This window comes from Streptosporangium sp. NPDC000563, assembly GCF_040299985.1.
In the GTDB taxonomy this organism is placed as follows: Bacteria; Actinomycetota; Actinomycetes; order Streptosporangiales; family Streptosporangiaceae; genus Streptosporangium.
Genome location: NZ_JBEPDA010000001.1, coordinates 1,447,508 through 1,469,380 on the forward strand (window position 1 = coordinate 1,447,508; position 21,873 = coordinate 1,469,380).

The 21,873-nt window shown below is 69.5% G+C and carries 21 protein-coding genes; 17 read left to right on the forward strand and 4 right to left on the reverse strand.

Annotation, left to right across the window (positions count from 1 at the left end; all coding sequences use genetic code 11):
* Positions 1-195: 195 nt before the first annotated feature.
* Positions 196-1,482 (forward strand): MurT ligase domain-containing protein, encoded by a 1,287-nt coding sequence (locus ABT352_RS06900; protein WP_350943094.1) that lies wholly within the window; start codon positions 196-198, stop codon positions 1,480-1,482.
* A complete protein-coding gene (locus ABT352_RS06905; RefSeq protein ID WP_350943096.1) occupies positions 1,472-2,188 on the forward strand; it encodes a type 1 glutamine amidotransferase in 717 nt (238 codons plus the stop codon). Before ABT352_RS06900 ends, ABT352_RS06905 begins: the two co-directional genes overlap by 11 nt.
* Before the next feature lie 57 nt (positions 2,189-2,245).
* Here ABT352_RS06905 and ABT352_RS06910 read toward each other — a convergent pair whose 3' ends face one another.
* Positions 2,246-2,608 carry a DsrE family protein gene (locus ABT352_RS06910; RefSeq protein ID WP_350943097.1) on the reverse strand — a complete coding sequence of 121 codons (363 nt, stop codon included), beginning with the start codon at positions 2,606-2,608 and terminating at the stop codon, positions 2,246-2,248.
* Positions 2,609-2,675: 67 nt separating this feature from the next.
* On the opposite strand from ABT352_RS06910, the gene ABT352_RS06915 reads away from it, so the two are divergent.
* The 4 genes from ABT352_RS06915 to ABT352_RS06930 all read left to right on the forward strand — a co-directional run bounded on the left by ABT352_RS06915 (position 2,676) and on the right by ABT352_RS06930 (position 5,785).
* A complete protein-coding gene (locus ABT352_RS06915; RefSeq protein ID WP_350943099.1) occupies positions 2,676-3,185 on the forward strand; it encodes a heme-binding beta-barrel domain-containing protein in 510 nt (169 codons plus the stop codon).
* Between the two features lie 146 nt (positions 3,186-3,331).
* The gene (locus ABT352_RS06920) at positions 3,332-3,637 is read left to right on the forward strand and encodes a DUF2470 domain-containing protein (protein WP_350943100.1); all 306 of its coding nucleotides are present in this window, start codon (positions 3,332-3,334) and stop codon (positions 3,635-3,637) included.
* A 595-nt stretch (positions 3,638-4,232) separates the two neighbouring features.
* A complete protein-coding gene (locus tag ABT352_RS06925) occupies positions 4,233-4,499 on the forward strand; it encodes a hypothetical protein (protein WP_350943102.1) in 267 nt (88 codons plus the stop codon).
* 263 nt (positions 4,500-4,762) lie between these two features.
* Entirely contained in the window at positions 4,763-5,785 is a 1,023-nt protein-coding gene (locus tag ABT352_RS06930) for a LacI family DNA-binding transcriptional regulator (protein WP_350943104.1), read from the forward strand.
* A gap of 130 nt (positions 5,786-5,915) precedes the next feature.
* Here the strand turns inward: ABT352_RS06930 and ABT352_RS06935 are convergent, their stop codons facing one another.
* Positions 5,916-8,948, reverse strand: coding sequence for a 3-keto-alpha-glucoside-1,2-lyase-like domain-containing protein (locus tag ABT352_RS06935; protein WP_350943106.1), 3,033 nt, complete (start codon positions 8,946-8,948; stop codon positions 5,916-5,918).
* Positions 8,949-9,332: 384 nt separating this feature from the next.
* On the opposite strand from ABT352_RS06935, the gene ABT352_RS06940 reads away from it, so the two are divergent.
* The 7 genes from ABT352_RS06940 to ygfZ all read left to right on the forward strand — a co-directional run bounded on the left by ABT352_RS06940 (position 9,333) and on the right by ygfZ (position 15,876).
* Positions 9,333-10,280 carry an ABC transporter permease gene (locus ABT352_RS06940; RefSeq protein WP_350943108.1) on the forward strand — a complete coding sequence of 316 codons (948 nt, stop codon included), beginning with the start codon at positions 9,333-9,335 and terminating at the stop codon, positions 10,278-10,280.
* A gap of 52 nt (positions 10,281-10,332) precedes the next feature.
* Entirely contained in the window at positions 10,333-11,340 is a 1,008-nt protein-coding gene (locus ABT352_RS06945) for an ABC transporter substrate-binding protein (protein WP_350943110.1), read from the forward strand.
* Positions 11,341-11,347: 7 nt separating this feature from the next.
* A complete protein-coding gene (locus ABT352_RS06950; protein ID WP_350943112.1) occupies positions 11,348-12,142 on the forward strand; it encodes an ABC transporter ATP-binding protein in 795 nt (264 codons plus the stop codon).
* Between the two features lie 116 nt (positions 12,143-12,258).
* Entirely contained in the window at positions 12,259-13,329 is a 1,071-nt protein-coding gene (locus ABT352_RS06955) for a hypothetical protein (RefSeq protein ID WP_350943114.1), read from the forward strand.
* Positions 13,330-13,489: 160 nt separating this feature from the next.
* Positions 13,490-14,224 carry a cupin domain-containing protein gene (locus ABT352_RS06960; RefSeq protein ID WP_350943116.1) on the forward strand — a complete coding sequence of 245 codons (735 nt, stop codon included), beginning with the start codon at positions 13,490-13,492 and terminating at the stop codon, positions 14,222-14,224.
* An 85-nt stretch (positions 14,225-14,309) separates the two neighbouring features.
* The gene (locus tag ABT352_RS06965; RefSeq protein WP_350943118.1) at positions 14,310-14,723 is read left to right on the forward strand and encodes a Fur family transcriptional regulator; all 414 of its coding nucleotides are present in this window, start codon (positions 14,310-14,312) and stop codon (positions 14,721-14,723) included.
* A gap of 169 nt (positions 14,724-14,892) precedes the next feature.
* Positions 14,893-15,876, forward strand: coding sequence for a CAF17-like 4Fe-4S cluster assembly/insertion protein YgfZ (gene ygfZ, locus ABT352_RS06970; protein WP_350943119.1), 984 nt, complete (start codon positions 14,893-14,895; stop codon positions 15,874-15,876).
* Positions 15,877-15,932: 56 nt separating this feature from the next.
* Here the strand turns inward: ygfZ and dtd are convergent, their stop codons facing one another.
* A complete protein-coding gene (dtd, locus tag ABT352_RS06975; RefSeq protein ID WP_350943120.1) occupies positions 15,933-16,358 on the reverse strand; it encodes a D-aminoacyl-tRNA deacylase in 426 nt (141 codons plus the stop codon).
* A 57-nt stretch (positions 16,359-16,415) separates the two neighbouring features.
* Here dtd and ABT352_RS06980 point away from each other — a divergent pair, with 57 nt between their 5' ends.
* Positions 16,416-17,357, forward strand: a complete 942-nt coding sequence (locus ABT352_RS06980) for an asparaginase (RefSeq protein WP_350943121.1) — start codon at positions 16,416-16,418, stop codon at positions 17,355-17,357.
* A 39-nt stretch (positions 17,358-17,396) separates the two neighbouring features.
* On the opposite strand, the gene ABT352_RS06985 is transcribed toward ABT352_RS06980, so the two are convergent.
* On the reverse strand, positions 17,397-19,199 hold the full coding sequence (locus ABT352_RS06985; RefSeq protein WP_350943122.1) for a DUF2207 domain-containing protein: 1,803 nt from the start codon (positions 19,197-19,199) through the stop codon (positions 17,397-17,399).
* Positions 19,200-19,333: 134 nt separating this feature from the next.
* Here ABT352_RS06985 and ABT352_RS06990 point away from each other — a divergent pair, with 134 nt between their 5' ends.
* The 3 genes from ABT352_RS06990 to ABT352_RS07000 all read left to right on the forward strand — a co-directional run bounded on the left by ABT352_RS06990 (position 19,334) and on the right by ABT352_RS07000 (position 21,785).
* Positions 19,334-20,377: a neutral zinc metallopeptidase gene (locus tag ABT352_RS06990; protein ID WP_350943124.1), complete on the forward strand. Its 1,044-nt coding sequence runs from the start codon at positions 19,334-19,336 to the stop codon at positions 20,375-20,377.
* A 170-nt stretch (positions 20,378-20,547) separates the two neighbouring features.
* Complete coding sequence (locus ABT352_RS06995; protein ID WP_350943126.1) at positions 20,548-21,174, forward strand: SGNH/GDSL hydrolase family protein; 627 nt, start codon at positions 20,548-20,550, stop codon at positions 21,172-21,174.
* 287 nt (positions 21,175-21,461) lie between these two features.
* Positions 21,462-21,785, forward strand: a complete 324-nt coding sequence (locus ABT352_RS07000; RefSeq protein ID WP_350943128.1) for a hypothetical protein — start codon at positions 21,462-21,464, stop codon at positions 21,783-21,785.
* Positions 21,786-21,873 lie beyond the last annotated feature (88 nt).

The window sequence follows — 21,873 nt, forward strand, 5'->3', positions numbered from 1 at the left end:
CGGTGCTTTCTCACCGGGTGCGAAGGCTTCCCCATATCACCGTCACCGAGGGGTGCGTGTGACGTGCCTCCGGGGGTGACGGTGCCGAAGCAGGGCTAAGATCTGCGGCATGAACGATTCGGTGATTCCGGTCCCGCGGCCGGGCCGGTCGGCCGCCGGGTCGTCCCGTGACGGGTCGCCAAGCGAGGAGACGGTATGACTCAGCTTCCGCTGCGGGCGCAGCTCGCCACCGCTCTCGGCCGGACGGCCGCGACCCTGTCCCGGGTCACCGGGCGTGGGGACGGATCGGTGATCGGGGGCAGGGTCAGCCTGGTCCTGGAGCCCGATCTTCTGCGCAAGCTCGCGCACGACCGCAAGCTCGCGCTGGTGAGCGCGACCAACGGCAAGACGACGACGACCCGCCTGATCACCTCCGCGCTGTCGGAGCTCGGCGACGTCGCCACCAACGCCTTCGGCGCCAACATGCCCGCCGGGCACGTCTCGGCGCTGTCGTCGGCCAAGCACGCCCCGTACGGCGTGCTGGAGGTCGACGAGAAATACCTGCCCGAGGTGATCGACACCACCGGGGCCGGGGTCGTCTGCCTGATGAACCTCAGCCGCGACCAGATGGACCGGGCAGGCGAGATCTGGCTGCTCGCCCAGAAGTGGCGGCGTGCGCTCGCCGGCAAGAACACCCACGTGATCGCCAACGCGGACGACCCGCTGGTGACCTGGGGCGCCTCCACCGCGGCCTCGGTCACCTGGGTGTCGGCGGGACAGCCGTGGAAGGAGGACTCCTGGTGCTGCCCCGAGTGCGGCGGCCCCCTCGACCGCAAGGGCATGGAGTACGTCCCGCCCGGCAGTATCGGCGCCGGTGCCACCTCGACGGCGGGGGAGAACGACTGGGCCTGCCGCGAGTGCACCTTCCGGCGGCCCGAGCCGTCCTGGGTCCTTGACGACGACGCGGTGATCGACCCGCGCGGGCAGCGCTGGGTGCTCGACATCCAGCTTCCCGGGCGCGCCAACCGGGCCAACGCGGCGATCGCGCTCGCCACCGCGGAGGTGTTCGGCCTGCCGGTCGAGCGGGCGCTGCCCCGGCTGCGCGAGGTGAAGTCGGTCGCCGGCCGATACACCACGGTGGAACGCGACGGCCGGCACGCCCGGCTGCTGCTCGCCAAGAACCCGGCCGGATGGCTGGAGGCCTTCGACGTGCTCGACGCCTCGCTTCCGGTGATCCTCTCGGTGAACGCCCAGGGGCCCGACGGTCGCGACACCTCATGGCTGTGGGACGTCGACTACCGCGTGCTGCGCGGCAGGCCGGTCTTCGTGACCGGCGAACGGCGGCTCGACCTCGCGCTCCGGCTGGACGTGGCCGACGTGCCGTTCCAACTGGCGAACTCGTTCGAGCAGGCGCTCGCCGCGCAACCGTCGGGCAAGGTCGACGTGATCGCCAACTACACCGCCTTCCAGCAGATCCGATCGGAGTTCGGTCGTGCAGTCTGACAGCGCCCTGCGCCTTGTCTGGATTTATCCGGACCTACTGAGCACGTACGGCGACCAGGGCAACGTCCTGGTCCTGGAGCAGCGCGCCAAGCGCCGGGGCATCCCGGTCGAGACCGTGCACGTACGCTCGGCCGACCCGGTTCCCGAGAGCGGCGACATCTACCTCATCGGCGGCGGTGAGGACCGGCCGCAGATCCTCGCCTCCGAGCGGCTCCAGCGCGACGGCGGCCTGCACCGGGCCATCCAGCGGGGCGCTGCCCTGCTCGCCGTGTGCGCGGGCTACCAGATCATCGGCACCACGTTCGGTGGTGAGGAGGGCCAGCCGGTCGACGGCATCGGCCTGATCGACATCTCCAGCGGGCGCGGTCAGGGCCGGGCCGTCGGGGAGCTGGCGGGGGAGGCGGACCCGGCACTGGGCATCTCCACGCTCACCGGCTTCGAGAACCACATGGGCGTCACCAGGCTCGGGGCCGGGATCCGGCCGCTGGCACGGACGGCGGTCGGTACGGGCAACGGCGACGGCACCGAGGGCTGTTACACCGGCAAGATCGTCGGCACCTATCTGCACGGTCCCGCGCTCGCCCGCAACCCCGGCCTCGCCGACCTGCTGCTCACCTGGGCGGTGGGCGCCCAGCTGCCGCCGATCGACGACTCCTGGTTCGACAGGCTCCGCGAGGAGCGCCTCACCGCGGTGCTGCCCCGCTGATCAGGCGTCGCTCCTGCCGGCGGGGCGTCTCCGCCGGCAGCGGGTGCTCCGGTGCTCTCAGTAGACGAGGGCCTGGACGCCCTCCTCCAGGACCTCCTCCACGAAGGTGGAGGCGCCCGCGATGCGTATGCCCTCGATCACGTCGTCGACCGTGATGTCCCGTCGGGTCGCGCACTGCGTGCACAGGGTCACCCTGCCGCCCGCGAGCACCGCGTCGAGCAGGTCGCCGAGCTGGGCCGCGTGCGGGAGGGTGAACTCCTTCGCCCGTCCGGGGAGGGCGAACCAGGCGGACTCGCCCGTCAGCCAGAGCGAGACGGGAACGCCGCTCGCCAACGCCGCCGCGGCCACGGTGAAGGCCTGATTGCAGCGCTCAGGCGAGTCTTCGCCCGCGGTAACCTTGATCACCAGTGATCGTGCCATGTTCGCAGCCTATGCGGCCCGGCATCACCGGCGCGAACCATATCGCAGCGGCTCTAGGCTCGTTTCCATGGACGTTCCCGAACTGCATCCCGATCTTGAGCCGATCTCCTTCCTCGTGGGTCGATGGGAAGGCGCCGGGGTCGGTGGATATCCGACGATCGAGAGTTTCAACTTCGGCCAGGAGATCGTCTTCGGTCACAACGGCAAGCCGTTCCTGACCTACAGCAGTCGCACCTGGCTGCTCGACGAGGAGGGCGGCAAGGTCCGCCCGCTGGGCACCGAGACCGGCTTCTGGCGCCAGCTTCCCGGCCGTCAGCTTGAGGTGTGCCTGTCACACCCCACGGGCATCGTGGAGATCTACGTCGGCGAGGTGGTCTTCAACAAGATCGAACTCCAGACCGACGTGGTGGCCCGCACCGCGACCGCGAAGGAGTACACCGCGGGCCACCGCCTCTACGGCCTGGTCAACGGCAACCTGATGTGGGCGTACGACATGGCCTCCATGGGGCAGCCGCTCCAGTCCCACATCTCGGCCGAGCTCAAGAGGGTCGGCGACTTCGTGCCCGACGAGGTGTGAGGCCGGCCCGATGGGGTCCGCTCGATGGGGCCACTCGGTGGGGTTCGTCCCGACGGCGCGTGAGGCGGGGCGCCCGGCACCCGCGCTCGGGTGAGCGTCCGGCACCCGCGCTCGGGTGAGGCGGGGCGCTGGTTACGCTCTGGGACATGAGCACTCCCTTCACCCCCGACGTGGTCGAGGCGATCAAGCGCCACATGAACGACGACCACGCCGATGACGCGCTGCTGATCTGCAGGGGCCTCGGTGGGCAACCCGAGGCCACCGGCGCGACGACGACCGGTGTCGACGCCGAGGCGATCGAGTTCGCCGCCGTGGTCGACGGGCGGGACGTCACGGTCCGGGTTCCCTGGAGCACCACGCTGACCGAACGCGCCCAGGTCCGTACGGAGGTCGTCCGCCTCTACCGTGACGCCTGCACCGCCCTCGGCGTCCCCGCACGCGGCGAGCACTAAGGGAACGCGATGGGAACGCTGAGGCAGCACTGACCGGCGAATCCCCGTCGTACGAGGTGACGCCGCCGGGTGGACCTCGCCCACCGACTCCTCCTGAACGGGGAGAGGTGATCGATAAGAAGGAGCCGGGAAAGGGAAGAACCCCGGGCCACTTCCCCCTGCTCGGCAGGGGGGCCGGTGGACTACAGGCGGGATCGCCCGCCTCCGGCGGCCCGGGGTTCCGGTGATTGTCGTGGATTCGCCGAACGTCGCCTGACGCCCGGACAGAGTCCGGTCGCGGCGTCCTAGCGGACAGCCACCTCGCTAGCCCAACTATGATCAACCATCGTTCGGACCACCTCCTTTCGGCGTGCCTGTACGTTATGAAACTCCGCGCCCTCGAGGCAAATGAATTTTCCAAACCCGCCTCTGCCCTCCAGAGCCCGCCCTCTGACCAGCCCTGATGCGGCTCGGCGAGGGGGTTGGCGGGACGCCACGGCGGCCGGAGCCGATCGTTCGACCGCCGCCGACGCCCTGTGCGAATATCGCCACGATAGGTGTTCGAATGGTCGCCTAAAGTGAACTACTTGCTATAGGTGGACGGCGGTATTCATCTATGAGGGCGATGCCACCTCTACTGCTTCCTGAGCCGATCTCCGGCATCGACGAGGCGTACATCTACGGCTCCTGGGCTGCTCGATACGCGAATCAGGCCGGACCGCCGCCACGTGATATCGACGCCCTCGCCGTGGGATCCGCGGACGAGCTCCACGACGCGGTGCGAGCGGCCGAACGAATTCTCGGTCGCGAGGTGAACATCGGCCGCATCTCCTCGGCGACGTGGACCGACGACAGCTTGAACCCAAGCGGTTTTTCCCGGTAAATGTGAGTGGCGAAAAGCCGTTACCACATTATTGTGCATTTGGGCTTAATGTAATATAAAGTAAAATTGCGAGTTTCCTGCGAGGAAGACCTGTGTGTCGCTGTGGGCTCATCTGATCGCGGCCGACCGGCACCCGTCTTGCTCCGCGGATGGCGAGCTGCAAGGTAAGCGTTTACTCGGTGCGCTGATCGCTCCCGACGCTGAGGCAAGGGCTTTCCTGAGCGGCTATTCTGGGTGAAACCGCCCGGGGAGGGATTGGATCTGTGGCGACACTGGCTGATGTCGCACGTCTGGCCGGCGTATCGTCGGCCACCGTGTCGCGGATCATCAACGGCAGCCCCAAGCCCGTGGCCGACGCTCTGCGTGAGCGGGTGCTGGCCGCCGTCGAGGAGTTGCAGTACGTGCCCAACGCGCACGCTCAGCTCCTCGCCCGCTCGCACCGCAGCACGATCGGCGTCATCGTGCACGACGTCTCAGACCCGTACTTCGCCGAGATCATCCGTGGACTGCAACGTGTCGCTACCGAAAACGGGCGACTCGTCATCACCTGCAACAGCTACCGCAACCCGGACAGAGAACTCGAATACGTCGAGCTGCTGCGTGCCCATCAGGTCGCGGCGATCATTCTCGCCGGCTCCGGTTACCACGACGACGCCTTCACCGCCAAGATGAACAGCAAGCTGCGCGTCTACCAGGCCACCGGCGGCCGAACCGTGGTCATCGGCCGCCATGACCACGTCGGCGACGCCGTCCTGCCCGACAACGAGAAGGGCGGCTACCTGCTGGCCGCTGAGCTGTACACCCTGGGCCACCGGCGGTTCGGGGTCATCGCCGGTCCTGAGCAGATGACCACCACCACGGACCGGCTCGCCGGACTGCGCCGCGCTGCGCGGGAGCATGGCCGGAGGTTGCCGGCCCGGCGTATCGTATACGGCGACTTCGACCGCACCAGCGGAATGGCCGCCGCCGCGGCGCTGCTCGACGCTGAGCCGAAGCTGACCGCCATGGCCGCGCTCAACGACTCGATGGCCATCGGCGCCCTCGCGCTGCTGCGTTCGCGTGGCATCGCCGTTCCCGACGAGGTCAGCGTGATCGGCTTTGACGACATGCCCATCGCGTCGGATGTCACCCCCGCGCTCACCACCATCCGTCTCCCGCTCGCCGACATGGGCGCCCGCGCCGTGATCCTCGCCCTGCAGCCGGCCGAAGGCGATGACGTGCTGCGTATCGTGCGGGTGGGAGCGGAGCTCATCCGCCGGGAGAGCGCCGGCCCGGCGCGGCGGTAGCACCTCTTCCCCGTGCCGGGCGCCTTGTTCGGTCGGAGGCGGATCTCCCCGTCGGTGGTGCGTGAAGGGTGACCCTCGCGACGCCGGGCGTCGCGAGGGTCACCTTCGCGGGGTCAGCGGCTCGGTGGTGTCAGAGCCGTTCGATCCAGACGTTGCGGAATCGTGGGTTGTCGCCGGGGTCGCCGTGGTCCTGTAGCTTGATCTTGCCCGGGGCCGGGTCCTCCGCTCTGCCCGCGCCGGTCGGGCCGTCGATGGCCACGTTGTCGTGCACCAGTTTTCCGTTCCACTTCACGGTTATCCGCGCGTCCTCCACCTTCTTGGCCGCGTTGTCGAAGCGCGCCGCGCGGAACTCGATGTCGTACGTCTGCCACTCGCCGGTCGGCCGCGCCGCGTTCACGTCCGGCGCCTTCTTCAGATAGAGGGAGCCGGCGCCGTTGAGCTCCGGGGGTCGCCCGTAGGACTCCAGCACCTGCAGTTCGTAGCTCTCGAAGATGTACACGCCGCTGTTGCCGCGGGCCTGGCCGGTGACCTCCGGCGGGTAGTGCGGCTGGTACCACTCGATGTGCATGCGGAAGTCGCCGAACCGTTCCTTCGTGCGGATGTCACCGCCGAGCGACTCCATCGTCCCGTCCGCCACGGGCCACGTCGCCGGGGCGCCGGACGTCGTCTCCCACGCGTCGAGGTCGGTGCCGTCGAACAGCGTGATCCGCTTCTTCGACGGCGTCACCGTGATCTTGTCCAGGTTGACGCGTCCGACGTCGGTCGCCTCAAAGACGTAGGCGATGGTGTTCGCGCCGGGGCGCAGCGTCACCGTCTCCGTCTGGGTCGCCCAGTTGGCCCAGGCCCCGGTGGGGGCGAGCCAGATCTGCTTCTCCTTCTTGCCGTTGACGTACAGGCTCATCGACTTCGAGGGCGGGTTGGTGGGGATCGAGTTGGGGCCGTTCGCGTACCGCAGTTCGATGTCGTGGCGGCCGGCCTTGTCGGCGCGGACGGCGAACGTGGTGCTGGCGCCCACTTCCCAGTTGCGGTCGACGAAACCGGCGCCCGAGTAGCCGGCGTGGTTGGTGTTCCAGCCGGTCCCACCGGCCAGCTTGGCGGACTCCGCCTCGTACTCGGCCGGTGCCTTCGTGCCGTCGGCCAGCCGGTTGAGCGTGTACCACGCCTCGGTGCTCCACAGCTCCTGACCGGACGCCGAGTCGAACGGGCGCGGGGAGTGCACGTGCACCACGTGGCCCGGCTTCAGGCCCGTGATCTTCAGCGTCACCTTCTTGCGGTCCTTCGACAGGGTCGCCGAGGTGACCTCGAGGGTCTGCTCACCGATCTTCGGGCCGCCGTACTGGGGCGTCGCCACGTACCGCCACTGCTTGACCTTGTACTTGGCGGCGAGGTTCTGCGCGGTCTCGTCGGACAGCGGCTGCGTGTACTCGAGTTCGAAGCCGCCCTTGACGGCCCGCATCTTGCGGATGTCGAACGCCTCGGAGCCGTTGAGGCTGAGCTTCTGCAGGCCGTAGCTGAGCTTGCCCGCCTGGCCCCAGTTGCCCGCCCAGCCGATGCCGCCGGTGTAGATCGCGTTGTCCGGGCCGAGGCCGATCCGGCTCACCCCGGACTCGAGCCCCTGGGTCATGCGGAACACGGCGCCCTGGTACTCGCCCGCGACCTTCTCCAGGTACGCGCGCTGCAGACCGCCGTAGGTCACGTCGCCGAACACCATCTGGCCCTTGAACACGCCGTCGGGCAGCACGATCGGGTTGCTCGGCGAGTTGGAGATCTCGTTGTGCGGCAACCAGAGCACGGGTTCGGTCACCGGCTGGTCGTCGTACGTGCCACTCGGGTTGACGTAGTGGTTGTAGAAGGCGCCCTCCTTGATCCGCACCAGCTTCGACGCCGGCACCCACATGCCCTGGTTGTCGGTGACGAAGATGTCGTTCCCCGGCCCCCAGCCGATGCCGTTGGGCGTGCGCAGCCCACTGGCGATATAGGTCACTTCGCCCGTCTTCTTGTTGATCTTGAGGGTGCTGCCGCGGTGGGGAACGGGCTGCGGGTTGGCGGTCGCGCCGCCGGGGACCATCGAGATGCCCGTGGTGATGTAGAAGTATCCGCCCTTGTACAGCAGGCCGAACGCGAACTCGTGGTAGTTGCCGCTGAACGGCCAGGTCGCGATCCTGCGGTACTCGTCGGTGACCTCGTCGCCTGTCTTGTCCACGAGCGCGGTCAGCTGGTGCTTCTCCGACACGTAGATGGTGCCGTCGACGTACTTGAGGCCCATCGGTTCCTGCAGGCCTTGGGCGATCTTCTTGGTGGTCACCTTGCTCGGGTCGGTGTTGCCGGTGACGCCGTCGAGCAGGTACACCTCGCCGAGCACGGTCTCCCGGTCACCGCCCCAGGTGGAGATGGCCAGCCGGCCGTCCGGCAGCCAGTCCATGCCGGTGACCTGCGGCTGGAAGCCGTCCGGGCGCAGGTTCGTCAGCGTGTAGGCCGGGTGCACACCGGTCAGCGGCAGCCCGTCGCCGGGGGCGTCGGTGACGCCCTCACACTGCTTGCGGCCGGGTGAGGTGACCCGTACGACCTCGGAGTCGGTGCTCAGCACCGAGGTCGGCACGAGGGTGTGGCCGGTCGCGCCCGGTGGCCGCCACTCGAGCCGTAGCCGCTTGGTGGACTGGGCGTCGAAGTGCTCGATGCGCAGCGCGTGGTAGCCCGCGGTCAGGTCGATCGAGCCGTCCTTCGGGGTGGCGCCGTGGCGGCCGGGGTGGTCGATCACCTGGGTGCCGTCGAGGAAGAACCGTGCGCCGTCGTCGCTGATGAGCCGGAAGTCGTAGGTCCCGGCGGTGGTGATGTTGAGGTTGCCGCTCACTTCGGTGACGAACTGGTTCGCGAACCCGAAGTCCGCGGTGGTCGTCCAGTCGATCGTCGGCATCACCTTGTCGATGTTGGGTGTCTGGCCTGGTTTGAGCACGCAGTAGTCGAACAGGGCGACCTGCACGTCGTACACGCGCATCGTCACGCCCGGTTCCTGGGGCGGGATGTCGGCCTGGGCGGCGGCCTGGACGGGGAGTGGCGTCGACAGGAACGGCAGGAGCAACGCAGCGGCGGCTGTGGCGGCCGCGCCGAACCACCGTCGCCTGCGTCCGGGCCGGCTGGTGGTCGGGGGCGTGCTGTGATCCATCTTCCCTCACAGTGGCTGGGGGGTGGACGTGCGGTCAGGATCAGCGGACAGGTAAGCGTTTTCCTAGGAAAGCGCTTTCGACCGTAAACAGAAGACAGGGCGGCGGTCAAGAGGTCCTTCGAAGGGTGGTTCACGAGTGAATGTCCCTTTTGTCGTCCAGGGTTGGCGGAGGCGGGCCGGGCAAGGGATTGGATGCTCGCATCCAGCGCATTTCGGAAACTGTGCCCCTTTTCGGGCGAGTCGAGTGAAAAGAACCGTTGACGGGTACGTGTCCGGCTGGTTACGGTCGTGGCAATCGGACTAGGAAAGCCCTTTCCTGGCTCTGCGAGGCGGTCGCGCCCAGCTTCCGCCCTCACGGTGATCCGACCCGGAGAAGGAGTGCCTGTGCAGAACCAAGCGGCTGACCACGGCATTGACCTGGATGCGAAGAACCGGTCCGCGTCGACGACGACTCCGACAGGGGCACGGGCCGGGACGTCCACCGAGGTAACCGCTCCGGCGAATCGCCCACCCGCCCCGACAGGGCGAGCCGACCATCCTGGCATTCGCCTGCTGCGCTTCGCCGGGGCGCTCTGGCGACCCGCGCTTCTGCTCGCCGTCGTCTTCGCCGTCTGGTGGCTCGTCGCCGAGCTCGGATTGATGCCGAACTACCTGCTGCCCACCCCGGGCCAGGTCTGGGAGACCATGATCGAAGACTGGGCGTTTCTGATGCGGAACACGTATGTGACGCTGTATGAGACGGTCATCGGCTTCATCCTGGCCGCCCTGCTGGGTCTGGGTACCGCTGTCCTGATCGCCTACTCGCCCACGATGGAGAAGGCCATCTACCCCATCGTGCTCTTCGCCCAGGTGATTCCGAAGATCGCGATCGCCCCGCTGCTCGTGGTCTGGTTCGGCGTCGGGCTCACGCCGAAGATCGTCTTGGCCGTTCTCATCGCGTTCTTCCCGGTTGTCATCTCCGGGGTGGCCGGTCTGCGATCGACGGATCCGGAGCTGATCGACCTGTCCGCGACCATGGGCGCCGGCCGGTGGAAGACGTTCCGCAAGATCCGATTCCCGAACGCGCTCCCGCATCTGATGGCCGGGTTGAAGGTCGCCGTGACCCTGGCGGTGGTCGGCGCCGTCGTCGGCGAGTTCGTCGGTGCCGACGAGGGTCTCGGCTACGTACTGCTGGTGGCCAACGGCAATCTGGACGCCCCGTTGCTCTTCGCCGACCTGTTCCTGATGTCGTTGATCGGCATCGTCCTCTTCGTCATCGTCGAGGTGGCGGAGGCCCTGCTCATCCCGTGGCACGCCAGCCGTCGTACCGGCGTACCGCTGACCACGTCCTGAATCGCTCCACACACCCCCACCCCCCCGCCGGATGCTTCGGGAGGCATCGCCAATGAGAAGTCTTGGGTATACCGCCGCCGTGCTCCTGCTGGTGGGAACGGTGGCCGCCTGCGGCGGCGGCGACGCCGAACAGCCAGGCGCCGCCGACGGCGCCAGAACGGTGAACCTGACCCTGAACTGGGTTCCCTACGGCGAGCACGCTCCGTTCTACTACGGGGTCAAGAAGGGCTTCTACGATGCCGAGGGCATCAAGCTGACGATCAAACCCGGCGGAGGGTCCGGGAAGACCATCCAGGCGGTGGCCCAGGAGCAGACCGACTTCGGCTGGGCGGACACTCCGCCACTGCTCAAGGGCATCACCTCGGGCATGAAGGTCAAGAGCGTGGGGGTGTTCCTGCAGAAGGGCCCGGCTTCCATCGAATCCCTCGCCGAGACCGGCATCAAGGCACCCGCCGATCTCAAGGGAAAGACCGTGGGCGGCACCCCGGGCGATGCCATCTACGCCACCTTCCCCGCCTGGCTCAAGGCCAATGGGCTCTCCGAGCAGGACGTCAAGGTGGTCAACCTCGACGCGGCCGGGAAGATCGCCGCTCTCGCCGAGGGCCAGGTCGACGCCATCCAGGGCTTCTTCCACGACCAGGCGCCGACCATCGAGGCCAAAACCGGCAAGGACGTCGACTACCTGCTCTACGCCGACTGGGGGATGAACATGTTGGGCACCGGCCTGGTGGTCAACGAGAACACGCTGAGCAAGGACCCGGACATGGTGAAGGCGTTCGTCCGGGCCACCCAGAGGTCCTGGAGCGAGGCGGCCAAGGACATCCCCGGCGCCGTCGACGCGATGGCCGAACTGGCCGAGAACGAGCCTGAGAAGGACGTGCTGCTCAAGCAGCTGACGCTGGCCGTGCCGCTGCTCGACGTCGCCGCCGACGGCACGCCCGGGGTCAACGCCGAGGCGAAGTGGACCGAAACCATCAATCTGATGACCCAGTACGCCGAGCTGGGAGACCCCGGCGCCCCGTCGAAGTACTGGGACGGCTCCTACGGCAGCAACGGGTGAGGCGGCGATGACCACAGCCGCAGCGACGCTGACCGACACCGCGATCGACATCACCGACCTGACCGTCCAGTTCCAGTCGAAACGATCCCAGACCCTGGCGGTCGACAACGTCACCCTACGGGTTGACGCGGGCGAGTTCATCACGATCGTGGGACCGTCCGGGTGCGGGAAATCCACCGTGCTCAAAATCATCGCCGGCCTGGTCAAGCCCACCAGCGGTACGGTCGCCCTCCTCGGCCGGCCGGTCACCCAGCCGCAGAAGGACATCGGCTTCGTCTTCCAGCGGGCGGCCCTGCTTGAGTGGCGAGGTGTGCGGAAGAACATCCTGCTGCAGGCCGAGATGCGTGGGTTGGACCGGGCGTGGGCTGCCCGCCGGGCCGACGAACTGATCGAGCTCACCGGCCTGACCGGCTTCGAGAACGCGCTCCCGCACGAGTTGTCGGGCGGCATGCAGCAGCGGGTGGCCCTCTGCCGGGCGCTGCTGCACCAACCGCCGGTGCTCCTCATGGACGAGCCGTTCGGAGCGCTCGACGCGTTGACCCGCGAGCAGCTCAACACCGAGTTGAACCGGATCTGGCAGGAGACCGGGACCACCATCGTCCTGGTCACCCACTCCATCGCCGAGGCGGTGTTCCTCGGCACCCGGGTCGAGGTGATGAGCCCGCGTCCGGGCCGCATCGTGCGCACTCTCCCCGTCGACCTGCCCCTCGACCGGGAGTACGCGCAGGTGATGTCCGACGAACGGTTCGACCGGTTGGCCACGCAGATCCGCGAACTCCTCGGCTCGGGAGCCAACCACTGACCGACAGCCACGCGCCGAGGCGGTGGACCGACGCCGCCGGGGCGTGGCTCGGACTCGGTGCGGCGCCCGCCGCGCTGATCCTGGGCGCCGGGATCGCGCACCGGCACGGCGGCGCCGTGCCGGTGCTCGGCCTGGCCGGGGGCGCCGCGCTGATGGCGCTGTTGCTCTTCGGTCAGGGTGCCCTGGGGGTACGGCCGCCGTACGGGGAAGGCGGGACGCTGACCGAGGTCGCGCCCCGGTATCTGCCGGCGGCAGGGCGGCTCCTGCTCGGCTGGGTGCTCGGCGCCGCGATGATCGGGTGGAATGGTTTCAACGTCGGGCTGGGCGGCGCCTCCCTGGCCGCGGTGTTCGGCATTCCCGGACCGATGGGCGCGCTACTGCTCGCGGCAGCCGTCCTGGCCGTGTCCTACGCCTCGCCCGCGGCCGGCAACCGGATCGCCGTGCTCACCACGCTGGCGGCACTCGCCCTGGTCACCGTATGCGTGGCGCTGCTGCGGCCGGCGACGCCGCCGGTGACCCTGTCGATGGGCGGTCCAGGTGGGCTGGGCGGCCTGGGTGTGGCTGCCGACATCGCCGTCATCGGCGGCTACGTGTCGGTCTTCGCGCTGCGCGCACCCGACTTCAGCCGTGGTCTCTCCACCCGCCGGGACCTCGTCCGGTGCGTCCTGTTGCTGGTCGCCCCGGCGGTCGTGGTCATCGCGGCGGGCGCCGGGGTCTGGTTGCACACCGGCTCCACCGACGTGGTCTCGGCGCTGGCGGACGCCGACGGTCTTTCGTCGTACGCCAATCTGTTCGTCACGGCCGGGGTCTTCGCGCCCGCGCTGACCACCACCTACTCGGGCGCCCTGGCGCTGCGCGCGGTCCGTCCGACGATGTCGAACTCGGCCGCCATGCTGATGGTGACCGTACCCGGTGCGCTGTTGGCCACGGTCCGCTTCGACCTCCTGCTGCTGCCCTGGTTGTCGGTGCTCGGGGCGATCCTGCCGCCACTGATCATCCCGATGGCGACGGAGGCGTGGCGGCGTCGGCGCGGCCGGTCGCCCCGGCCGGTCGCGACCTGGACCTGGCTGCCGGCCGGCCTGGTCGCGACCGCGTTGACCGTGGCGGGGTCCCCGGTCGCGGGGGTGGCCGGCCTGGCGCTGGCGTCGTTGGCCACCGTGTCGCACCTCTGGCGTGGCCGCCGGTGACCGATGGCCGGGCAGCGACCTTGACCGGCTCGATGAGCGACCCGGTGCGGCCCGGGGGAGTGGGCGGCCGGTGTTGACGGTGCCGGTGCGTGGTATTAGCGTCGAGCCATAACTGGAAAGCCCTTTCCTGAGATATTTCTCCCCGAGAAAGGTGATGCCGATGAGCATGTCGACGGAGCGAGTCACACCGCTGCCGGGCGGGGTCGGAGTCTCCCGGCTCTGCGTTTACGATTCGATCGCTCCGGACGGCGAGATCGGCGGTACTCCTCACCTGCACCTGGCCTGCGCCGAGGCGTACGTGGTGATATCCGGATCGGGGCTCGTGCAGACGCTCACGCTTTCCGGATACCGGGAGACCCGGTTGCGTCCGGGGGCCGTTGTCTGGTTCGCTCCGGGCACGATTCACCGGCTGGTCAACAACGGCGGCCTGGAGATCGTCGTCCTCATGCAGAACAGCGGTCTTCCCGAGGCAGGCGACGCCGTGCTGACCCTTCCGCCGGACCTTCTCGCCGACCCCGCGACGTACGCGGCCGCCGTGGCGCTGCCCGGCGGCGGCGCGCCAGGCGCGGACGTGACCGCCGCCTATGCTCGGCGTGACCTCGCCGTACGCGGGTTCGAGCGGCTGCGGGCCGCCGCGCTGGCCGACGATCTCACCCCGTTGCGCGAGTTCCATGCCGCGGCGATCCGCCTCGTCCGGCCGTACGTGGACGACTGGCGGCGGAGATGGCGCGACGGCGCGTTGCGGGCGGCCGACGAGACCGGACATCAGCTCGACGCGCTCGCTCGCGGCGAAGCGCCACACCTGGCCGAGGCGCAGGTCCACCAGATGGCGGAGCCACGCGACCGTGGCCGACTGGGCATGTGCGGCCTGCTCGACACCTATCCGGTGAGTTGACCGCCTCCACACCGGCGAATCCACTGCTGCAGGCGGTCGGGCCGTGGGAGGACGAGGGGAGCCTCGGTGCTCATAGACTCTGTATATGACCGAGACGTCGTGGCATGAGGAACTCCGGGCGCGCGGTTACCGGGTCACTCCGCAGCGCCAGCTGGTGCTTGAGGCGGTCAAGGCCTGTGAGCACGCCACTCCGGAGGAGATCTGCAACCGGGTGCGGGAGACCGCTCGCGGGGTGAACATATCCACCGTCTACCGGACCCTTGAGCTCCTTGAGGAGCTCGGCATGGTCACCCACTCCCATCTCGGGCACGGCGCCCCCACCTACCACCTGACGTCCGAGGCCGATCATGTTCATCTGGTCTGCCGCGGTTGCGGGGAGATCAGTGAAGTGAGCCCCGACCTGGTGGAGGACTTCGTCGCCAACCTCGACCAGAAGCTCGGGTTCCTCACCGATGTGCACCATCTGACGGTCTTCGGCCGCTGCCGCAAGTGCCGCTGAGCCGCCGGGGAGATCGTCGCCGGACCGGCGGGATCCCGGGGCCGGGACTCGTCGCGCTTCGGCCGCCGAGCCACTGAGCCGAGCCGCCGGGGTGTGTCGCGCAGGCCGGGACCCGTCTGTGGGAAGAGTCGCCGCCGTGCTCTTCGGCGGAGCCTCGTAGGCTGTGTTCATGCGAAGCCCTCTGCTGGACACTCCCGGCGCGGTCGCGGCCGAGAGCCCCGACGCCGACGTCGCCGGACACTACGGCGACCCGTTCGCCGAGCAGCGCGCGCTGCTCGCCGGGGAGGCGATGGTCGACCGGAGCAACCGCGAGGTCGTCCGGATCTCCGGACCCGATCGTCTGAGCTGGCTCAACAGCCTCAGCTCGCAGAAACTCGACGACCTGAAACCGGGGCGGCCCACCGAGACGCTGCTGCTGGACGCCCAGGGCAGGGTGGAGCACCACCTCGTCCTCGTCGACGACGGCGAGGCGGTGTGGGCGCACGTCGAGCCGGGCACCGGCGCGGAGGTGGCCGCGTTCCTCGACAAGATGCGGTTCATGCTCAGGGTCGAGGTCGCCGACGTGACGGATCGCTACGCCGTGGTCTCCGTGGCCGGGGAGGCGCGCCCCGACCTGCCCGAGGGCGCCGTCGCCGTGGGGCAGGACATCCTGCTCCCGCGCGACCTGCTCGCCGGCCGGCTCGGGCTGGGCCTCGCCGGGCTCTGGGCGTACGAGGCGCTGCGGATCGAGGGGCACCGTCCCCGCCTGGGCTTCGAGACCGACCACAAGACGATCCCGCACGAGGTGGGCTGGATCGGCTCGGCCCTGCACCTCAACAAGGGCTGTTACAAGGGCCAGGAGACCGTGGCCCGCGTCCACAACCTGGGCCACCCGCCCCGCCGCCTGGTCTTCCTGCACCTGGACGGCAGCGTCGACACCCTGCCCAAGCACGGTGCGCCGGTGACCCTGGACGGGGCGGAGGTCGGTTTCGTGGGGAGTTCGGCGCGCCATCACGAGCTGGGGCCGGTCGCGCTCGCCGTGGTCAAGAGGACCGTGCCGGTGGACGCCACGCTGGAGGCCGCGGGGGTGGCCGCGTCCCAGGAGGTCATCGTGCCGCCGGACGCCGGGCGCAACGTCCAGATCGACCCGAGCCTGCGCCGCCGCATCCGCTGACCCCGAGGGCGCCCGACGGCGCCGCGCCCCGGTCGTGGTCACCGGGGCGCGCGGGGTCAGATGTCCAGAATCAGGGTGATCGGGCCGTCGTTGGTGAGCCCGACCTTCATGTCGGCCCCGAACACCCCGGTCTCCACGCGGGCGCCCAGCGCGCGCAGTTCGGCGCAGACCGCCTCCACCAGCGGCTCGGCGACCGGTCCAGGGGCGGCGGCCTGCCAGGTGGGACGGCGGCCCTTGCGGGCGTCGCCGTACAGGGTGAACTGGCTGACCACCAGCAGTGGCGCGCCGATGTCGGAGCAGGACTTCTCGCCGGAGAGGATCCGCAGGCCCCAGAGCTTGGCGGCGAGCCTGGCCGCCTCGGCGCGCGTGTCGGTATGGGTCACGCCGACCAGGACGAGCAGCCCCGGCTCGTCGATCGCCCCGACCGTCGCGCCGTCCACCACCACCGACGCGGAACTCACCCGCTGTACGACCGCACGCATACCCCCATCATCCCGTGTCCCCGGGCGTCCCTAGACTTCGGGCGAAAGGAGACAAAGGTGTCTGCTGAGTCGTTGTTCGTCGAGGTTGTCCGCTCGGGGTTCGTGGAGTCCACCCATCGGGCGCGGATGCTCGCGGTGGCCGCCGACGGGTCGCCGGTGAGGGTTCACGGGGCGGTGGACGCCCTGGTGTCGCCACGTTCGTCCATGAAGCCCCTGCAGGCGCTCGGGATGGTCCGCGCCGGGCTCCCCCTGGAGGGGGAGTTGCTCGCGCTGGCGTGCGCGAGTCACGTGGGGGAGCCGTTCCACGTGGACGGGGTACGGAGGATCCTGGCCGGGGCGGGGCTGGAGGAGAGCGCGCTCGGCTGTCCCGCGGACCTGCCTGAGGACGTCGCCTCCCGCGAGGAGGTGCTGCGTTCAGGAGGGGGCCGGGCCAGGGTCTACATGAACTGCTCGGGCAAGCACGCGGCGATGCTGGCCACCTGCGTGGCCAACGGCTGGCCCCCGGAGACCTACCTCGACCCGGCGCATCCGCTGCAGCGGGCCGTGCGCGCCACGATCGAGGAACTGACCGGCGAGCGCGTCGCCGCGAGCGGGGTGGACGGTTGCGGCGCACCGCTGTTCTTCGTCTCGATGCTGGGGGTGACCCGGGCGTTCCGCGCCCTCGTCCTCGCCGATCCCGACTCCCCGGAGCGTCGCGTCGCCGACGCGTTCCGCGCCCACCCCGAGTGGACGTCGGGGACCACCCGCCCCGAGGCCCGGCTGATGCGGGCGGTTCCCGGGCTGCTGGTCAAGGCCGGCGCGGAGGCCTTCGACGCGTTCGTCTTCACCGACGGGCGCTCGGGAACCGTCAAGATCGAGGACGGTGGCCAGCGCGCCCGCGTCCCGGTCACCGTCGCGGCCCTGACCGCCCTCGGCTTCGAGGCCCCGGGACTCGACGAACTCGCCACCGGGGTCGTGCTCGGCGGAGGGCGTCCGGTGGGCGAGGTCCGCGTGCGGTAGCCGCCCGGGGCTCGCGTACGGGCTCGTGTAAGGAAGCTCTCACAGGGAGCGGAACTGGCGGGTGGTGGAGATCGCCCCCGAGGTGGTCATGGTGAAGGTCCGCATCGAGTCGGCGAACCTGGACAGGTCCCACTCGGCCGGGCCGTGATACCAGTACAGGTTGTCGGCCTGCTGTCCGTTGCCGGTGACCGAGGAGACCACGCGGGCCCAGCGGTCGACGTTGTCGAAGATGACGGCGTAGGGCAGGTAGCGGGAGAACAGCTCCACCCGCTGGGCCTCGGGGACGTCCCCGCCGAGGTCGGCGCTGGACAGATACTCCCTGAAACCGATGGTGTGGGCGAGGGCGCCCGCGCCCTTCGCGGTCTTGGCGGGCATGTACTGGCCGCCCACCGCGAGGGCGGCACCGGCGATGATCAGGGCCAGGCCGAGCACCCCGTACGTGGTGAGCCAGGCGAGCCCGACGGTGGCGAGGACGCCGAGCCCGGTGAGGACCACCCCGAGGGTCGTCCAGCGGGTGCGGACGGTGTCGGGGCGGCGGGCGAACCAGCCCTGCGTGACCACGTCGCGGTAGAGCGCCTCGCGGACCCTGCCCAGCTTGGCGCCGAACGATCCCTGGAGCTCCGAGAGCAGCACCGCGTCACGGCCGTCGAAGATGGCGTCGTAGAGCTCCCGCTCGTAGGGCAGCAGCGAGGCGACCTGGGCGGCGGGCATCCGCACGAGCCTCCAGTCGGGGGTCTCGTACGTCTGCCGGGGCTGTTCGTCGATCCTGAGGTAGCCCCGCACGGCCAGGTCGACGATCGTGGCGGTCACGTCGATCACGTCGGCCTGCTCGTCCATGAGGGTGCCGATCTGGCCGGGGCGGACACCGTCCGGCGGGGCGAAGTGACCGTTCTCGACGCCGCTGAGCGAGCCCGACTCGTGGCCGACCACGCGGGCGTCGCGGCCCCTGGTCCAGTAGAGGAGGCCGAGGCCGCCGAGCAGCAGCAGGAGCAGGCCGGCCAGCGCGCCGCCGGTGACGGCGTTCAGGGTGAAGGCGTTGGACAGCTCGAAGCGGCGCTCCAGGACCGGTGCCCCCTTGGTGGCGCCGGCGGGGTAACCGACGACCACGGTGAGCACCTCACCGGCGCCGAGGTCCTGCTGCCCGAACTCGGCGGCGACGCCCGTGTGGTCCATGGACGCCTCGGTGCAGGCGATCGCCGAGGTGAGGGGGCCGGCGAAGCACGACAGGTTCTGCGTCGTGGCCGGCCCGCTCACGCTGACCCTGGCCTGCTCCACGGGAACGGACCAGGCGCCCACCGCGTACCAGCGCAGTTCCTGGGCGTCGGCGAGCGGTGTGACGGCGCCCAGGACGTCGTACTCCAGGGTGGCGCTTCCCGATCCTTTCAGGGTGATGGTCTCGCCGGTCAGCGTGGCGTCGCCCTTGAGACCGGTGACCTGGTAGAGGCGGTCGCTGCGATCGTCGTAGCGGGTCCGGGCGACGAGGTCGCGCGACGGTGCGTCACCCTCGAAGACGACCTCCTCCCTGACGTGGAGCACGCCGTCCTGCCGGAGCTCCAGCTGGACGGTCGTGCTGGTCACCTTGCCGTCCTGCGTGGAGCGGACGGCCTGCGCGGAGCGTGCGGCACGGATGCTCCGTCCGGTCCGAGAGGAGTGGGGCTCCGCCTCGGTCCGCCAGACCTTGGGGGGTGCCGCCTCGGTCCGCACGGTCCGGGAGGACTCCGCTCCGGTCGGGCCGCTCGCCAGGGCGGGGGACGCGAGGGCGAGGGACGTGCCGAGCGTGAGCGCGAGGATCGCCGTCGCGGCCAGGGTTCCGGCTGCTCGGTGCGAGAAAGATGCCGCCATGTGCCGGGAGCTTAGCGAGATCCACCGGCCTGTGACGGACCACCCCGTATCCATTTTTTCCCGCTTATAAACCCATATGTGGTTACATCCGCTAGATTGCCGCCCGTAGATCAACTCTTTGGAGGGGCGGTCGCATGCGCTCACGGGGGGCGAACCCGCTGGCCTTCGGCGTGCTCGGTGTGCTCGCCACGGCGTTCACCGCGGTCGTGGTGATCGCGAGTCTGGCCGGTGAGAAGGATGTCGAGCTTCCCGCCGGGCCGGGGACCGCCCCGGTGGCGACGAGGAGCGCCGCCCCCCAGCAGACGGGTGACAGCGAGGTCACCACGCCGGACTTCACCCCGCCGGAGAAGCTGAACCTCGGCTCGCTGGGCGACGCCGAGATCACGCCGGTCGCCGCGAAACGGAACGCCACGGGAAGGAGCACCGCCGTCGACCTCCGCCAGATGCGGCGCTCGGACACCGGGGCCCGGCTCAAGCGCAACCCGCTGTACGGCACGGGCCTGATGCGTCCCACCTCGTGCCGTGCCCCGCGGCCCTCGACCCGGCCCCGCGAGATGCTCTCCTATCTCAACGCCGTCACCGACTGCCTGGACCGGGCGTGGTCGGCGAAGTTCTCCCAGGCCGGCGCGCTCTTCCTCCCGGCCCGCAGGGTCTACTGGTCCCGTCAGGGGCGAGGGCCCTGCGGGACGTACCCCGACGCCAACGCCTCCGCCTACTACTGCCCGTCCAACCGGGGCATGTACATCGGCCTGAGCCATGTGATCGAGCAGAGTGGCGACCTCGACCCCGCCGCCAACCACGTGCCCTACATGACCGTGCTCGCCCACGAGTACGCGCACCACGTGCAGAGCATGGCGGGCATCGGCGGAGCCTGGTGGTGGGAGGTCTCCGACAGGTCCCGTGCCGCCCAGGACTCCCACTCCCGCCGCAGCGAACTCCAGGCGCAGTGCCTCGCCGGAGCCTTCGCCCGCACCGTACGGGTCCCGCTGGGAGTCACCAACGCCCGCTGGCAGGAGGTCCTGCGCACCGAGTACGGGCGCGGTGACGACCAGAACGGAGGTGCCCGGCGCGACCACGGCAGCGGCGAGCGCTACGCCGCCTGGCTCGACCACGGCTGGAAGTACGCCAGGATCGCCTACTGCAACACCTGGTCCGTCGGCCCTTCCGATGTCAGCTGACCCCTCCCGCCACCGGTGGACATCTGCAATCATGTCGGGAGCCTGACGTTTCCTGAGGTGGTATGCGCGCGCCCGTACGTAGCCGACCGTGGGCGTTCGCGGCCGCATTCCTTGTAGCGATTTCTTCCCTTATTTCGGGATGTAGTGCTGGAAGCGGTCTGGCCACGCCGATGACCGCCGGTACGAAATCACCGCCCGCCTGGCCGTCCCGGGCTCCGCTCGTCATGATCGTCGGTGACAGCTTCACGGTCGGGTCGGGTCCGGTACGAGGGTGGGACGGCTACGCGGCCCGGGTCGCGCGGGAGCTGGGCTGGCAACTGATCACCGCGGGCGCCGCGGGGACGGGCTTCGTCAACCCCGGCAGGGTGGGCCGGACCTTCCAGGACTCCTTCGTCAAGGAGCTCTCCTGGCGTCCCGAGCCCGACATGCTCATCATCTCCGGCGGGCGCAACGACCGCCGGGTCGAGGCCGCGAGGATCGAGAACGCGGCCGTCCGGCTGGTGGAGCTGGCCAGGCGGAGGTGGCCGCACACCAGGATCGTGCTGGTCGGTCCGATCTGGATGACGAAGGCACCCCGGTGGGCCTACGGCGTGCGGGAGGCCGTCGCGCTCGCCGCCGACCGGCAGGAGGTGTCCTTCCTCGACCCGTTCGAGGCCCTCGGCCCGCACGGCCGGGGCTGGGGGCGCGGGGCGGTGCTGCCCGACGGCGTCCACCCCACCCTCGTCGGCCACGTACGCCTCTCGCGCTGGATGGTCTCCGCGCTGCACGCCTACGGCATCGACGCGCGCCCTTCCTGAGAGAGGAGGGGGTCCGGCCGACCGTGAGCCGGGAGGCCCGGCAGCGGAGGGGCGTTGAACCCCTCGTGGAACATAAAGGACATTTCGCCATAAAACAATCCGCCAGAGTTTAATGACCGCCATAAACGGACAATCGATGCGTAAAAGGATTGAATTACCGTTTATGGGCAGACATGGCAGGAAAGTATGACAAGCGGGATGGCTTACATGTTTCCATCTCTAGTGATTTCCGACTGATCAAGAAATGTCGGTAATCGGGGTAATTGAACCTTTCGAGGGGAAAAGCAATGCCCAAGTTCAAGAGTGTCATCACCGGGATCGCCTTCAGCGTGGCGCTGACCGGAGGGGTCGTCGGCGCAGGGGCGGCGACCACCGCCGCGAGCGCCTCCGCGTCGACCGCCGCGGTCACCGCGGCGGCCTTCCCGACCTGGGGCGGCGGTGGCTGTGGCCGCCGCTGCGGCTGCGGCGGCGGTGGTTGCGGCGGCTGGGGAGGTTGGGGCCACCGCGGCGGCCACCAGCGCTTCAAGCTACGGATCAACAACCACAACAACAACAACAACTTCCTGTCGAACAGGAACACCAACGGCCGCTTCGTGTTCGACGACGACTGATCGGATTCCCGATCGCCGGACCCGCGCCCGCGACCTCGTCTCGGGCGCGGCACGGGAAACCCCGTGGCCGGTGTGAACCGGCCACGGG

Coding starts and splice junctions, on each gene's coding strand:
- ABT352_RS06950 (WP_350943112.1), top strand. CDS start 11,348: ATGACCACAGCCGCAGCGACGCTGACCGACACCGCGATCGACATCACC.
- ABT352_RS06910 (WP_350943097.1), bottom strand. CDS start 2,608: ATGGCACGATCACTGGTGATCAAGGTTACCGCGGGCGAAGACTCGCCT.
- ABT352_RS06920 (WP_350943100.1), top strand. CDS start 3,332: ATGAGCACTCCCTTCACCCCCGACGTGGTCGAGGCGATCAAGCGCCAC.
- dtd (WP_350943120.1), bottom strand. CDS start 16,358: ATGCGTGCGGTCGTACAGCGGGTGAGTTCCGCGTCGGTGGTGGTGGAC.
- ABT352_RS06995 (WP_350943126.1), top strand. CDS start 20,548: ATGACCGCCGGTACGAAATCACCGCCCGCCTGGCCGTCCCGGGCTCCG.
- ABT352_RS06990 (WP_350943124.1), top strand. CDS start 19,334: ATGCGCTCACGGGGGGCGAACCCGCTGGCCTTCGGCGTGCTCGGTGTG.
- ABT352_RS06935 (WP_350943106.1), bottom strand. CDS start 8,948: ATGGATCACAGCACGCCCCCGACCACCAGCCGGCCCGGACGCAGGCGA.
- ABT352_RS06960 (WP_350943116.1), top strand. CDS start 13,490: ATGAGCATGTCGACGGAGCGAGTCACACCGCTGCCGGGCGGGGTCGGA.
- ABT352_RS07000 (WP_350943128.1), top strand. CDS start 21,462: ATGCCCAAGTTCAAGAGTGTCATCACCGGGATCGCCTTCAGCGTGGCG.
- ABT352_RS06915 (WP_350943099.1), top strand. CDS start 2,676: ATGGACGTTCCCGAACTGCATCCCGATCTTGAGCCGATCTCCTTCCTC.
- ABT352_RS06925 (WP_350943102.1), top strand. CDS start 4,233: ATGAGGGCGATGCCACCTCTACTGCTTCCTGAGCCGATCTCCGGCATC.
- ABT352_RS06965 (WP_350943118.1), top strand. CDS start 14,310: ATGACCGAGACGTCGTGGCATGAGGAACTCCGGGCGCGCGGTTACCGG.
- ABT352_RS06945 (WP_350943110.1), top strand. CDS start 10,333: ATGAGAAGTCTTGGGTATACCGCCGCCGTGCTCCTGCTGGTGGGAACG.
- ygfZ (WP_350943119.1), top strand. CDS start 14,893: ATGCGAAGCCCTCTGCTGGACACTCCCGGCGCGGTCGCGGCCGAGAGC.
- ABT352_RS06985 (WP_350943122.1), bottom strand. CDS start 19,199: ATGGCGGCATCTTTCTCGCACCGAGCAGCCGGAACCCTGGCCGCGACG.
- ABT352_RS06900 (WP_350943094.1), top strand. CDS start 196: ATGACTCAGCTTCCGCTGCGGGCGCAGCTCGCCACCGCTCTCGGCCGG.